The sequence below is a fragment of the Coprococcus sp. TF11-13 genome, assembly GCF_003481085.1.
Taxonomy (GTDB): Bacteria; Bacillota; Clostridia; order Lachnospirales; family Lachnospiraceae; genus Coprococcus; species Coprococcus aceti.
Genome location: NZ_QUKK01000005.1, coordinates 61,287 through 74,250, shown reverse-complemented (window position 1 = coordinate 74,250; position 12,964 = coordinate 61,287). Strand labels below are relative to the sequence as shown.

The window sequence follows — 12,964 nt, the reverse complement described above, 5'->3', positions numbered from 1 at the left end:
AGGACCACCGGCAGCAACAAAACCGCCGGTGATCCTTTTTCTATCTGCCCTATTGTTTGAGCATCTTCTTTTTCTTCAATATCAAAGCTATCACAATACTTATAACGAGTATTATACCGCACACTATCTCAAATCCATATGGTACATTCGCAAATGGCATCCACTTCGTGCCCACATTCATTCCATACACACCCGATATGACCGTTGGCACAGCCATGACAATGGTTATGGCAGCAAGAAACTTCATGGCATTGTTCAATCTATTGTTGATGATCGTGGTCATGAGCTCCCTCGTACCACTTATGATATCTCTGTATATCTGTGTCATCTCTATAGCCTGCTTATTCTCCACCAAAACGTCGTCAAGCAATTCCTTGTCCTCCGGATACTGCTTGATTCTGCCATATCTGGTCAGCTTGTCGAGGACTACTCCGTTCGCCCTCAGTGACGTTGCGAAGTATACAAGGTTGGACTCCAGCTCGTGAAGATCTATGAGATCCGCATCCTCGGTCTCCTCCTGGATACGCTGCTCAATAAGGGTTCTTCTTCTGTCCATGACTCTCAGATAATACTGGTATGTTGTACAGTTTCTATAGAGTATCTGATACATGAACCTCATCCTCTTCTTGGTACTGAATTCTCTCACCTTGCCTTCCATGAATGCCTCAAGTACCGGTGTCTCCTCGGCGCATATGGTGATGATGCAGTCTGCAACCAGTATGATACCAAGAGGGATTGTTGTATATGCCTCTCGTTCATTTCTTATCTCTATAGAAGGAATATCCACGATTATCAGTGTGTAGTTGTCCTCCACCTGAACACGTGAGCTCTCCTCGTCATCCAGTGCGGCTCTGACATCCGCCAGATCTATCTCAAACCTCTCGGCTATGCTCTTACTCTCATCTATTGTTGGCTTAGTCATGACTATCCAGGCACCAGGACCATATTCCTGTATTTCACTCAAAATTCTGTCATCCGTTCTGTACAGTGTGATCATTCCCTGCGCCTCCTGCCACATATATTACAGCATGCCTCAAATGCACATTACCGCCTGATAATATTAACATAAAAAACACGGCCTTTCAACAAAGTTTTGTGTAAAGACCGTGTAATATCTATGTTAGTCAAGTGCCTTTCTGTGGGCTACTGTAACCGTCTCCTCGTAGCATGAGAAGGCATCCTCGACTTTCTTCTGGTCAGGCTTCTTTGTGAACAGGCTCACAATAGGAACTATTATGAGACCGCCCACCATTGCAACCGCACCGCAGTTGATAGGTGACTGCATCACTGCCGGGAACTTGAACAATCCCCATGTATTGCTTATAAAGTTCAGCGTCATGATTCCTGTTCCCCATATAAAGCATGTCCAGCATGCCGCAACTGTAGTCTTCTTCCAGTATAAGCCATATAAAAATGGAGCAAGGAACGCACCTGCTATAGCCCCCCATGAAACACCCATAAGCTGTGCTATGAACGTTATCCTGCTTGAGTACTGCACGATGGCAATAACAGCCGATACAGCAACAAACATAACGAGCATGAGCCTCATGACAAGTATCTGTTTCTTCTCATCCATCTTCGGTGCAATGACCGGCTTTATAAAGTCGATGGTAAGCGTTGAGCTGGATGTAAGGACCAGCGAAGAAAGTGTGGACATAGATGCTGAAAGCACCAGTATGACCACAAGTCCCATAAGGGCAGCTGGAAGCTTCTCAAGCAGATGTGGAATGATGGCATCGAATCCCTCTGTAGCAACATCGGTTCCTGTCAGTCTTCCAAAACCGCCGAGGAAATAGCATCCGCCGGCAACTACGATCGCAAACAGTGTCGACACAACCGTACCTGTCTTGATGGATCTCTCATCCTTTATGGCGTAGAACTTCTGTACCATCTGTGGAAGTCCCCATGTTCCAAGGGATGTCAGCACGACGACACAAAACAGATTGAACACGTCAGGTCCCAGGAATGATGCAAATACACCAGGTGTATCTGACACTGCAGGATCATTTATCCTTGCCAGACTGTCTAGCGCGCCTGTGAGTCCACCATAGTTGTTGAGTACCGCATATATGACTGCCACGATTCCCACCAGCATGATGAGTCCCTGGATGAAATCGTTGATAGCAGTCGCCATGTATCCACCAACGATTACATATATACCTGTAAGGGCAGCCATGACGATTACGCATATCTTATAGTCAACATTGAACGCCATTCCGAACAGTCTTGAAAGTCCGTTGTACAGTGACGCTGTATATGGAATGAGGAAGATGAAGATGATGATCGACGAGAAAAGCTTCAATGACTTGCTGGAGTATCTCTTCTCGAAGAACTCCGGCATAGTTCTCGTGTCAAGCTCCTGTGTGAGCAGTCTTGTTCTTCTTCCGAGAACTACCCATGCCACCAGTGAGCCAAGCAGCGCATTTCCAATTCCTATCCATGTGGAAGCAATTCCGTACTTCCATCCAAACTGTCCGGCATATCCAATGAATATAACCGCTGAGAAGTAAGATGTTCCATAGGCAAATGCTGTGAGCCACGGGCCAACGCTTCTGCCCCCAAGAACAAATCCATTCACATCCTTTGTGTGTTTTCTCGAGTAAAATCCAACTCCAAGCATGATCGCAAAGAAAACAACAAGCATAATAACTTTGAGTACCATAGTATCCTCCCAATACATTTTTTATCCGCACTTTACTTTATCACGTCAAAGCGTGTCAACTTTAAAGTTTTGCGGTTTAAATTGCTACGTCTGATTATAAGTTATACCCATACCATAGTCAAGAAATATCCACAAAAAAATACAGCGTGCGTCACTCGCTACACGCTGTATTTTTTATTGCGATCTAATCAAGTTCTTCTAAATCATAAAAATCATCCATACTGTAATAATCCTTGTCATCGTGACTTGTTATACACACCAACTCTTCCGGTTCATAATCATCACATAAATGACTATACCCCATTCATTTGATATCTGCTACATATAATTCTTGTACATAATATAAGCAAAATATACCGCATACACAGCCAGCATCACTATTCCGCCCGGCCTGGTGAGCTTCTTCTTTCTGACGCTGCACACCCAGAGGAGAACAGCAGCCACTATTGCCATGATGCCATCCAACAGGAAGTTCTGCTCAAACTGCACTGGGGTTATGAGCATTGTAGTTCCGGCAACGAAAAGTATATTGAATATATTGCTTCCAACTATGTTGCCTATGGCAATATCTGTCTGCCCCTTTTTTGCCGCTGTGCATGATGTCACAAGCTCAGGAAGAGATGTGCCAAATGCCACTATTGTAAGACCTATGAGTCTCTCTGTCATACCGAGCTTTCCAGCTATATATGATGCCGCATTTACAGTGAAATTACTTCCGACCACGACCAGCGCTAATCCTATGATTATAAACAGTATAAGTCTCGGAGTCTTATCCTTCTCCGTGAGTTCTATAGAATCACTCTCGCTGTTGCCATTCTTCGCGCTGATGATCAGATATACCAAAAATCCAATAAACACTACATAGAATATCACACCCTCAAGTCTGCTGAGCACACCATCAAAATATCCCATGCAGAGTATCATGATCGATGCCACGATAACAAATGGTATATCTATCCTAAGTGTATTTTTCTTTATAGGAAGTGCTGCTATGAGTGCTGTCACTCCAAGGATGACAAGTATGTTAATAATGTTGCTTCCAAGCACATTTCCAACAGTGATCCCGGCTCCCGCAGGCGAAAGTGCCGCCTTTATGCTGACAGCTGCTTCTGGAGCACTAGTGCCCATGGCAACTATTGTTAAGCCAACTACCATCTCTGGTATGTTGCATTTGACAGCTATTTTAGACGCACCATCTACAAATACATCCGCTCCCTTTATCATAAACACAAATCCAAGCACAAGAAGCAGTATCTGACCTAACATTTTTAATATCTCCATACATTCCCTCCATTGTATATATGCTACATTTTCACCTCAGCTATATAAGCAGCTTTTCTATCCCTATCATGTGGCATATGACGTATTACAGATCTCTTCTGACAATTATCATGCCCGCAACGCTGTCCAGCAATTCCTCAATTCCAAGACCTTCCGCTTTGATATTGATATGGCAGTACTTCTCATAAAGCTTTGTCCTCTCATTATACAAATCTTTCAGAGTCTGTCCATCCTTCAGCACCACGCCTCTTCTCTTGATATTGCCAAGTCTGTTCGCTATCTCCTCATACGGAAGATTGATATATATAACTGTATCCTCCGCCATGTATTTCTTCATGGCCTCAGTACAGTACACAGCGCTTCCACCTGTGGCTATGACTGCATGTTGGTCTGTGATACCCTTGTTCACATCATTCTCTATCTTTAAAAACCCATCATCGCCATACTTTGCTATTATCTCCCTGAGCAGCATTCCCTGACTGTTCTGTATGAGAATATCTGCATCGATGAACTTATAACCGAGAACCTTTGCCAGAAGAACCCCTATAGTGCTCTTGCCCGCTCCCGGCATGCCTGTAAGTACTATGTTGTTCATTTTTCCTTTACCTCCGGTATAACTGATACTTCGTCCTTGAGCGTCTTGAGAACAAAGTGCGTTTCAGTTGCAGACACACCCTCATATCCCTTCACAAACCTATACACCTCGTCCAGACCTGCAGCGGAATCAGTCACTATCTTCAATATAAAGTCAAAATCTCCTGTCATATAGAAGCATGCGACTATGCTGTCATTTGTCTGTATAAGCTGTGCAAATTCATCATAATATTTCGGATGCTTCAGTCTCACTTCCATGATGGCTACCATCTCATTGCCCAGCTTTTTCTGGTCAACCTCAATGGTATATCCCTTTATTACCCCGCTGCTCTCCATCTTCCTTATTCTCTCTATCACGGCCGAGACAGAGAGATTGATCTCTTCACTGATGGCCGATGCTGTAAGTCTCGCATTGTCCTTCAGGCATCTCAGTATCTTGTAGTCAATGTTATCCATTAATTAAACCTCTGTATAATAAAATTAGATTACTCCCAAACATTTTAACACAAACACCCACAGAGTCAACGTCACTGACGATAATAATGTGGATAAAACGATAATATTCGATGACAGCACATAATCATTGTCCATATTCTTCGCCATGATGTATCCCGACACCGTAGCCGGTGCTCCAACCATTATCAGTATAGCAACAATCTCACTCGGCCCAAAGCCCATACCAATGGCAGCCGGAAGGAATATGACAGGAAGAATCACAAGCTTTATGACCGTTGCCACAAGTGACGGCTTGAGCCTGGTCAATGCCTGCTGTGAGTCAAATCCAGCACCTATGGCTATGAGCGCTATAGGAGTCGCCGTCTGTGCTATATAACTGATAGTTCTTGTCGGTATGGCTGGTATCGGTATGTCAAATACAGAGAACGGGACTCCAAGCAATATTCCTATGATGATCGGATTCTTCAATATATTGACGAACGCTTTCTTGATACCAGCTGTTCCCCTCTGTCTGTCGTTCCCGCCAAATGTCAGAGCTATTACAGATATAATATTGTACATCGGCACCGCTGACACTATCATGAGAGGCGCCATGCCCGAGTTGCCACAGATATTCTCCACAAATGCAACGCCGAGAACCGCAGCACTTCCTCTTGCTCCCCCCTGCACAAATGCACCGATCATGGTTCTGTCCTTACAGTATATCAGTGCCAACACCCATACCAGCCCAAACATTATGATCGTTCCAAAGAAGCAGAACAGAACAAACTTTACATTGAGGTCGTCCAATATGGAGGTCGTCGCAATATCCCTGAACAGCAGAACCGGAAGGGCTACCTTGAACACATATTTATTCGCCACGTTGGCGAACTCTTCTGTTATAATATGTATCTTCATCAGAAACCATCCCAGAAGTATCACCAGAAATATCGGTATCGTTGCATTTATGCTGAATATAAAATTATCCATTACTACACATCCTCACAATTTTCAATTTTTTTCAAAATACCTATTGACTTTCGCTCCTATAATGCATATAATGCAAAAGTCGGTTTGATGAACAGGCGATAACGTCTGATTCAATATAACACATCAGCAACTGATTTTCAAAAAAAAATTAAAAAAGTTGTTGACAAACATCACCGACTTGTGTATAATAGGTTTTGCGTTGGTCGCAAAGGACTAACGGGGTGTGGCTCAGCTTGGCTAGAGCGCTTGATTTGGGATCAAGAGGTCGCAGGTTCGAATCCTGTCACCCCGACTTATAATCCAAAACACTGTTAAGCATTATGCGGGTGTAGTTCAATGGTAGAACACTAGCCTTCCAAGCTAGATACGTGGGTTCGATTCCCATCACCCGCTCTTTATTTTCGCTAACATATACATATAGCGGGAATTGGTACGTGTCCGTAGCTCAGCTGGATAGAGCAACGGCCTTCTAAGCCGTGGGTCGGGGGTTCGAATCCCTTCGGGCACATTTTTGTATCTTAGCTACTACTACTGTTAGCAGGCTAAGATATATTTTTATAAAATAACAATTATTTTATAAGCCTATGGTGGGTATGGCGCAGTTGGCTAGCGCGCCAGATTGTGGCTCTGGAGGCCGAGGGTTCGAGTCCCTCTATCCACCCTTTTTCTTTATCGCACATATTAGCGATGCTATTGGGTTATCGCCAAGCGGTAAGGCACAGGACTTTGACTCCTGCATTCGCTGGTTCGAATCCAGCTAGCCCAGTTATTAAAGTCCAGACTTATGGGCCATTAGCTCAGGCGGTAGAGCACTTGACTTTTAATCAAGTTGTCCGGGGTTCGAGTCCCCGATGGCTCACTATTTCCCTTCTGGTATGAGGGGCTATTTTTATTTTACGGAGAATTAAGCGGATATGGCGGAACTGGCAGACGCGCTAGACTTAGGATCTAGTCCTTCGGGGTGCAGGTTCGATTCCTGTTATCCGCATTTTTTATACCTTTTATCATGACGTTTCGTCCTATCTTCCATTTTTTTTAGTAGATGGCAAAAAAATACGCTCTATCCTCAATGGATAGAGCGTATCTTTATACTACCATATTCTTCTATATAATACAGTACGAATTACTCAGCGTCTGCCGCCTCGGCTGCTTCTGCTGCTGGCTCTGCCTCATCTGTATCTTCCTCATCATCGAAGAAGTCATCGTCGAAATCATCGTCGAAGTCATCATCAAAATCATCAAGGAAGTCTGGTGTAAGATATGAATATACTGCATATGCAATACCTGCAATAGCAGCAACGGCACCAATGATAACCAAGATCACAAATAATGTGCTCTTTGCCTTCTCTTCTGTTGCATCGCCTTTAACTAAGATTACGTCACTACTCTTCATCGTTACATTCCACCCTTTCTTAACCCTGTAACGGGTTTCATTATATTATATTGATTTGAGAGAAGAAACATACAGTTATTATCTCCCAACACATACCAAAATTATAGCATACGGTTTTGATTATTTCTATATGTATTTTATAAATAAATCTAACATGCGGTTTAATTGACTACTCGCATTTTTTGAGCTTTGCAAACGAAGCAAACATCTTCCTGACACCGCATCTGTCGAAATTCACTGTAACCTCGTAATCCTTATCGCCCTTCTCCAAAGCCTCCACAGTACCCGGACCAAACTTAATATGTCTGACTCTGTCTCCAACAGCATAATCCGGCTTGCCAACACTGTTTACCACAAAGGCTTTGCCGAACGAAAGCTGGGAAGACGGCTGCCCGTATGACTGCTGTTTTGCATAGCTGCTGTATGGATTCTTCTGTCCATAGCTTCTGCCTGAGGCTGCTCCAGCGGTTCTTCCACCGCCATAGCCGGCATATGTATCACCATATGAACTTCCATACGCATCTCTGCGTCCTTCACCTCTGTTATATCTGTCGACAGACTCCGACTCTCTTCGCTTTGCCATATTCTTCATATCAGCTTCATGCTCAAACAGCATAGGTGGGATCTCTCTTATGAATCTGGACACATCGCTGTACACCCTGTTACCATGCATCATTCGTTCCTTCGCCGCACTCAGGTACAGCTTTTTCATGGCTCTGGTTATACCCACGTAACACAGACGTCTCTCCTCCTCAAGAGCATCGGGATCATCTGAGTTGAGTGCCATTCCACTAGGAAATACTCTGTCCTCCATTCCGCATATAAATACGTATGGGAACTCCAGACCCTTGGCACTGTGGAGAGTCATCAGCTTGACCTGATTGTCATCCTCCGACATGGCATCGAGGTCAGACACAAGCGCTATCTCCTCCAGGAACTCGCTGAGCCCTGCCTCCTCATTATCCTCTGTGAATTCCACCACCTTGTTGCGGAGTTCATCGATATTCTCAAGCCTAGTCATGGCCTCCTCTGTGTGCTCTGCTATGAGCTCTGACTCATAACCCGTATCCTCAAGGATCCTGTCGTACACCGAGTCAAGGCTCTCACCATCCGCCAGCATATCCCTGAATGATGTGATAAGCTCCGCAAACTGCCTGATCTTAGCCGAGGTCTTGGCAGCCATTCCCGGTATCTCGTCAGCTCTCGCCGCAGCATCCATCATCGACAATCCATACGCATCCGCAAATGACTCAACCTTGCTGAGACTCGCCTCGCCTATACCTCTCTTCGGAACATTTACCACTCTCCTGAAGTACAGGTTGTCAGTGGAATTGTTGATGACCTTGAGATATGCCAGAACATCCTTGATCTCCTTTCGGGCATAGAAGTTTGTGCCGCCATATACTCTGTATGGTATGTTCGCATACACCATCTTCTCTCCGAGCACACGGGACTGTGCATTCGTCCTGTAGAGGATAGCTATATCCCTGTAGTCCACTCCCTGTCTGACAAGAGTCTTGATACGGCTCGCCACCATATCTCCCTCTGCATATTCCGAATCGCACTGCTCAAACGAGATCTTCTCACCGGCATCCTTATCCGTCCACAGAGCCTTATCCTTACGGCCTGCATTGTGCTGTATGACTGCATTCGCTGCGGCAAGTATATTGCCACAGGATCTATAGTTCTGTTCCATCTTGATAACCTTCGCATCCTCATATTCCTTCTCAAAGTTCAGGATATTGGTTATATTCGCTCCTCTGAACTTGTATATGGACTGATCATCGTCTCCCACCACACACAGGTTCCTGTATTTTCTCGCAAGCATCTTGACCAGCAGGAACTGTATGTGATTAGTATCCTGATACTCGTCAACCATGATATATCTGAATCTATTCTGATATGTATCAAGGACATCAGGATTGTGCTCGAACAGCTCCACCGTCTTGTAAATAAGATCGTCAAAGTCCATCGCATTGTTCTTCTTAAGACGACTCTGATACTCAGTGTACACCTCTGCTGCCTTTGTTCCTGCATAGTCTGCAACATTCTTTTTTGCAAATTCATCAGGTGACAGATACTTCTCCTTGGCCTTGGATATCTCCGCCATGAACATCTTCTCGGGATACCTCTTCGGGTCTATCTGAAAATCCTTGAGTATACTCTTCACCGTACTCTTCTGGTCATCCGAATCATATATATCAAAGTTCTTGCCATAGCCGATCTTATCAGCATATCTTCTGAGTATCCTCACACACAGCGAATGAAATGTGCTGACCCATACCCTGTCAGCTCCGTCCCCAACTATCAGATCAACTCTCTCTCGCATCTCACGGGCCGCCTTGTTGGTGAATGTGATCGCCAGTATGTTCAGAGGATTAACTCCTTCGTGCTCCATGAGATAGGCTACCCTGTGTGTGATAACCCTGGTCTTTCCGCTTCCTGCTCCCGCAAGTATGAGCAGTGGCCCATCCACATGCTCACAGGCCTGTTCCTGCATATCGTTAAGTCCTGCCATAATTCCTCCTGTATCCTGTGACGTAAAAAACGCCGTTATATATACCAAACATATGTTTTATTCCATCTGCCTAGTATATCATAACAGCGTTTATTTGAAAATATCATTATTCAATTATAATGTATTTGTCTTTAGATCAGCTTCGTTCCACAGTTGCCACAGAACTTCGCACCGTTAGTTGGCTGTCCACAGTTAGGACAGAACTTTGGGGCTGTTCCGGTTCCCGCTGCCTGCGTTGCTGCATTGTTCATCTGGTTCATAGCTCCGGCCATCTGACCTGCCATAGCCATTCCCATCTGCATTCCTACCATGGCATTTGCCATATCCGTTGCATTGCTTCCGGCTGTTCCTGTACGGCCACCCCTTGCCATGGAATCAACCATATTCACCTGCTGGAATCTGTTCATATCCCCTATCATAGAATACTCAGCAGCCTGATCAGCACGCTTCTGTATATTCTCAGGATATGTAAACTCGCTTATTCTGAAATCAGTTATCGTAAGTCCGATTCCCAAGAGTTCCATGTCCAGATCTTCCTTGATACCCTTAGCTATATCAACGGAATTGGCCATAAGATTGAATACGTCTCCGCCAACCTTTGTGATCCACTTCATCAGCAGTCCGTCCAGGATACCTCTTATCCTGTCTCTTATGTCATCGACTGTGAACTGTTGCTTTATACCTGCAACCTTCTCTATTAGAACATTATAATCGTCTATCTTGAATGAGAATTTACCATTTGATCTCACAGGAAGTCCGCCCGGAAGTCCCGGTGCCTGAAGTCTGATCGGCGAACTGGTTCCCCAGTTACATGTAAACTCTTTTGTATTCACAAACAGAACCTCTGCGCGAAGTCCTGAATTGAATCCGAACTTAAATCCCTTGAGTGTTGAAAGGAATGGTATGATCTGTGAATCAATAGTGTAGTTTCCAGACTCGGTAAATATACCTTCAACCGCTCCGTTATAAAGGAATATAGCATCCTGTCCCGGTTTGATTATAAGCTTTGAATCCTTCTTGATCTCTCTATTTGTCCACTTCCAGAAGATGACGTCATCTCTGTACTCTTCCCATTCTACAACATTAGCAAACTGATTTGAAAATAAACCCATGTAGTGCACTCCTCTCTGTTCTGCAATATGTTTGGAATATTATAATCCCATCTTTGCCTTAAGTGCTGCAAGCTCATCCTGAACGTCTGCATTTGGAGCTGCATCATACTTGCTTGCAAGATCATCTATTGAATCTGCGCTTGATGAATTGAGCTCGCTCATTGCATTTGCCTTGTCAAGCATAGCGTCTGCCTTTGCTTCCATTCTTGAAAATGCATCAAGTGAAGCTGATGAATCGCCGATACCGCTCATCATCTTGTTCATACGCTCCTGAGTCTTAGCAACCTGAACCTTTGCCTTGATAGTCTCTTTTCTTGCATTGAGATCGCTGACATCCTTTGTGAGCTTGTCATGCATCTGTCTCATCTTGGCTGCGTTAGCTGCTGCTGCATCATATGCCTGCTGAAGAGCTACCTGCTTCTGCGTGAGCTGGTTCTTCTTCTCGAGGAACTTCATTGCATCGCCCTCGTTACCTGCTACAAGTGCCTTCTCTGCATATGTCTGCATCTTTGCGATCTCTGCGTCACACTCATCAAGCTGTCTCTTGCATCTCTGCTCCTCTGCCATAACAGTTGCAGTCTCTGACTTAACCTTTCTGAGATCCTCCTGAAGGTCTCTGAGGTACTGATCTATCATCTTCTCAGGATCCTCTGCCTTGTCAAGAAGTGCATTGATGTTTGATGACATAATGTCCTTAAATCTCTTTAAAATTCCCATAACTTTTTACCTCCGCGTTTTAGGTTGATTTATTTGTATATAATATTAAATGTTGCCTCCTGTCGACGACACCACCATTATATGATCTCCCATGCTCCGGCGCAATGCCATGCATGCTGTGTTGCTGCATCATATAATGTGCTATTCGACACGTTACCCCCTGTAAAGTATCAGCCGCCAACTTATCAGGCTTTAATATTCAAAACTAGCGCGTCCCCTGCATGTTGCACGAAACTTTTATACGACTCCGTCATCCACGTCATCATAGGCATCGGATATACGTCCGCCTATTCTGAAATCAGGTCTGCCGTTCTTGTCTGAGTCGCTTCCCTTGGCACTCGCATCCGTTATCGACTCCTCAAGTCTCACCGGTGTTCTGTCTCCAAAGCGTCTCATCTTATCGTCATGATCACTGTCTTTTATGACATGTATCGAAGAATCCGCATCGTCAGTCTCCCTCTGGACACTCTTGACCGGTTCCCTGGATGCCTTCACCCGGATCGGTTCAGGCTCCTTCTTATCTTCAAAATCGAACTCCCACTGAACCATCTCCGGCTCACCGTTCTTATCCTTGTGCTCCTCATCCTTGGCTTTGTTCTTCTCGTAATACAGCTCATTCGCCAGAAGCTGGCTGATCTCCAGTATATCGGCATAGCGCTCCTGCTTCTTCATATCCATGAGACCTTCCATGAGCTCCTTCTTGTTGTTCTCAATGATCTCAGATTTCTTTCTCAGAGAATCAAGGACTCTGTCGCTCTCCATGCTTATCATATTATATGCCTGGTTCACGGTCTCGTTGATCTCCATCAGCATCTCATTTGTATAAATGATAGATGCCGCATATATCTCGTTGGCCGTTCTGAGCGCCTGCCTGTCCTGCTTGCCAAGGCTCTTGACCTTGCGGTCCACAAAGAGCGGGCTTGGCTTTGTAAGCCTGATCCTGGATGCAGTCTCCTCGGCCTCCGCGATGATCTCATCGGCCTCCTGCTCTGCCTCCTTGATGATCTTGCTTCTCTTGTCTGTGATCTCATGATATGCCTTGAGTTCCAGATCTATAGTAGTCTTGAGCTCCTCAACGATCTCAAGAACCTCTTCCTTGTTGACCAGTACCTTACCTGCTGCAAATGGAACGTTCTGTCCATCTCCAACTATATCCTGTATTCTATCTAAAAGCTGTTTAGCTTTTCCGTTCTCCATAATAGTGCCTCCATCGCAACTTTTCTATCTCATAAGTATACGCTAGTTTATTTTAGCATCTTTCA

At 44.7% G+C, this 12,964-nt stretch carries 11 protein-coding genes and 7 tRNA genes; 7 read left to right on the top strand and 11 right to left on the bottom strand.

Annotated elements, in window-relative coordinates; translation table 11 throughout:
• Nucleotides 1–49 precede the first annotated feature (49 nt).
• The 6 genes from DXD11_RS09485 to DXD11_RS09460 form a co-directional block, all read right to left on the bottom strand.
• A complete protein-coding gene (locus DXD11_RS09485) occupies nucleotides 50–997 on the bottom strand; it encodes a magnesium transporter CorA family protein (protein WP_117549331.1) in 948 nt (315 codons plus the stop codon).
• Nucleotides 998–1,120: 123 nt separating this feature from the next.
• Nucleotides 1,121–2,662 (bottom strand): sodium:solute symporter family protein, encoded by a 1,542-nt coding sequence (locus DXD11_RS09480; RefSeq protein WP_117549333.1) that lies wholly within the window; start codon nucleotides 2,660–2,662, stop codon nucleotides 1,121–1,123.
• A gap of 318 nt (nucleotides 2,663–2,980) precedes the next feature.
• A complete protein-coding gene (locus DXD11_RS09475) occupies nucleotides 2,981–3,943 on the bottom strand; it encodes a calcium/sodium antiporter (protein WP_015533950.1) in 963 nt (320 codons plus the stop codon).
• Nucleotides 3,944–4,028: 85 nt separating this feature from the next.
• Nucleotides 4,029–4,538, bottom strand: a complete 510-nt coding sequence (locus DXD11_RS09470) for a shikimate kinase (protein ID WP_055146992.1) — start codon at nucleotides 4,536–4,538, stop codon at nucleotides 4,029–4,031.
• Entirely contained in the window at nucleotides 4,535–4,993 is a 459-nt protein-coding gene (locus DXD11_RS09465; RefSeq protein WP_022215931.1) for an Lrp/AsnC family transcriptional regulator, read from the bottom strand. The genes DXD11_RS09470 and DXD11_RS09465 overlap by 4 nt, the downstream gene beginning before the upstream one ends.
• Nucleotides 4,994–5,017: 24 nt before the next feature.
• Nucleotides 5,018–5,962, bottom strand: coding sequence for an AEC family transporter (locus DXD11_RS09460; RefSeq protein ID WP_118018194.1), 945 nt, complete (start codon nucleotides 5,960–5,962; stop codon nucleotides 5,018–5,020).
• Between the two features lie 217 nt (nucleotides 5,963–6,179).
• On the opposite strand from DXD11_RS09460, the gene DXD11_RS09455 reads away from it, so the two are divergent.
• The 7 genes from DXD11_RS09455 to DXD11_RS09425 all read left to right on the top strand — a co-directional run bounded on the left by DXD11_RS09455 (nucleotide 6,180) and on the right by DXD11_RS09425 (nucleotide 6,950).
• Nucleotides 6,180–6,254, top strand: a tRNA-Pro gene (locus tag DXD11_RS09455).
• A 30-nt stretch (nucleotides 6,255–6,284) separates the two neighbouring features.
• Nucleotides 6,285–6,355 (top strand) — tRNA-Gly (locus tag DXD11_RS09450).
• A gap of 41 nt (nucleotides 6,356–6,396) precedes the next feature.
• Nucleotides 6,397–6,470: transfer RNA gene (locus tag DXD11_RS09445), tRNA-Arg, on the top strand.
• A gap of 79 nt (nucleotides 6,471–6,549) precedes the next feature.
• Nucleotides 6,550–6,623, top strand: a tRNA-His gene (locus DXD11_RS09440).
• 33 nt (nucleotides 6,624–6,656) lie between these two features.
• Nucleotides 6,657–6,728 (top strand) — tRNA-Gln (locus DXD11_RS09435).
• A gap of 20 nt (nucleotides 6,729–6,748) precedes the next feature.
• Nucleotides 6,749–6,821, top strand: a tRNA-Lys gene (locus tag DXD11_RS09430).
• 49 nt (nucleotides 6,822–6,870) lie between these two features.
• A tRNA-Leu gene (locus DXD11_RS09425) sits at nucleotides 6,871–6,950 on the top strand.
• A gap of 135 nt (nucleotides 6,951–7,085) precedes the next feature.
• On the opposite strand, the gene DXD11_RS09420 is transcribed toward DXD11_RS09425, so the two are convergent.
• The 5 genes from DXD11_RS09420 to DXD11_RS09400 form a co-directional block, all read right to left on the bottom strand.
• Complete coding sequence (locus tag DXD11_RS09420; RefSeq protein WP_015533951.1) at nucleotides 7,086–7,355, bottom strand: hypothetical protein; 270 nt, start codon at nucleotides 7,353–7,355, stop codon at nucleotides 7,086–7,088.
• 169 nt (nucleotides 7,356–7,524) lie between these two features.
• Nucleotides 7,525–9,873, bottom strand: a complete 2,349-nt coding sequence (gene pcrA, locus DXD11_RS09415) for a DNA helicase PcrA (RefSeq protein ID WP_118758264.1) — start codon at nucleotides 9,871–9,873, stop codon at nucleotides 7,525–7,527.
• 131 nt (nucleotides 9,874–10,004) lie between these two features.
• A complete protein-coding gene (locus tag DXD11_RS09410; protein ID WP_015533953.1) occupies nucleotides 10,005–10,985 on the bottom strand; it encodes an SPFH domain-containing protein in 981 nt (326 codons plus the stop codon).
• Between the two features lie 39 nt (nucleotides 10,986–11,024).
• Complete coding sequence (locus tag DXD11_RS09405; RefSeq protein WP_015533954.1) at nucleotides 11,025–11,702, bottom strand: PspA/IM30 family protein; 678 nt, start codon at nucleotides 11,700–11,702, stop codon at nucleotides 11,025–11,027.
• A 237-nt stretch (nucleotides 11,703–11,939) separates the two neighbouring features.
• Nucleotides 11,940–12,899, bottom strand: a complete 960-nt coding sequence (locus DXD11_RS09400) for a hypothetical protein (RefSeq protein ID WP_117549341.1) — start codon at nucleotides 12,897–12,899, stop codon at nucleotides 11,940–11,942.
• Nucleotides 12,900–12,964 lie beyond the last annotated feature (65 nt).

Bases quoted from the DNA above. Each gene is read 5' to 3' on its own strand.
- DXD11_RS09485 (WP_117549331.1), bottom strand. From the start codon at position 997: ATGATCACACTGTACAGAACGGATGACAGAATTTTGAGTGAAATACAG.
- DXD11_RS09480 (WP_117549333.1), bottom strand. From the start codon at position 2,662: ATGGTACTCAAAGTTATTATGCTTGTTGTTTTCTTTGCGATCATGCTT.
- DXD11_RS09475 (WP_015533950.1), bottom strand. From the start codon at position 3,943: ATGGAGATATTAAAAATGTTAGGTCAGATACTGCTTCTTGTGCTTGGA.
- DXD11_RS09470 (WP_055146992.1), bottom strand. From the start codon at position 4,538: ATGAACAACATAGTACTTACAGGCATGCCGGGAGCGGGCAAGAGCACT.
- DXD11_RS09465 (WP_022215931.1), bottom strand. From the start codon at position 4,993: ATGGATAACATTGACTACAAGATACTGAGATGCCTGAAGGACAATGCG.
- DXD11_RS09460 (WP_118018194.1), bottom strand. From the start codon at position 5,962: ATGGATAATTTTATATTCAGCATAAATGCAACGATACCGATATTTCTG.
- DXD11_RS09420 (WP_015533951.1), bottom strand. From the start codon at position 7,355: ATGAAGAGTAGTGACGTAATCTTAGTTAAAGGCGATGCAACAGAAGAG.
- pcrA (WP_118758264.1), bottom strand. From the start codon at position 9,873: ATGGCAGGACTTAACGATATGCAGGAACAGGCCTGTGAGCATGTGGAT.
- DXD11_RS09410 (WP_015533953.1), bottom strand. From the start codon at position 10,985: ATGGGTTTATTTTCAAATCAGTTTGCTAATGTTGTAGAATGGGAAGAG.
- DXD11_RS09405 (WP_015533954.1), bottom strand. From the start codon at position 11,702: ATGGGAATTTTAAAGAGATTTAAGGACATTATGTCATCAAACATCAAT.
- DXD11_RS09400 (WP_117549341.1), bottom strand. From the start codon at position 12,899: ATGGAGAACGGAAAAGCTAAACAGCTTTTAGATAGAATACAGGATATA.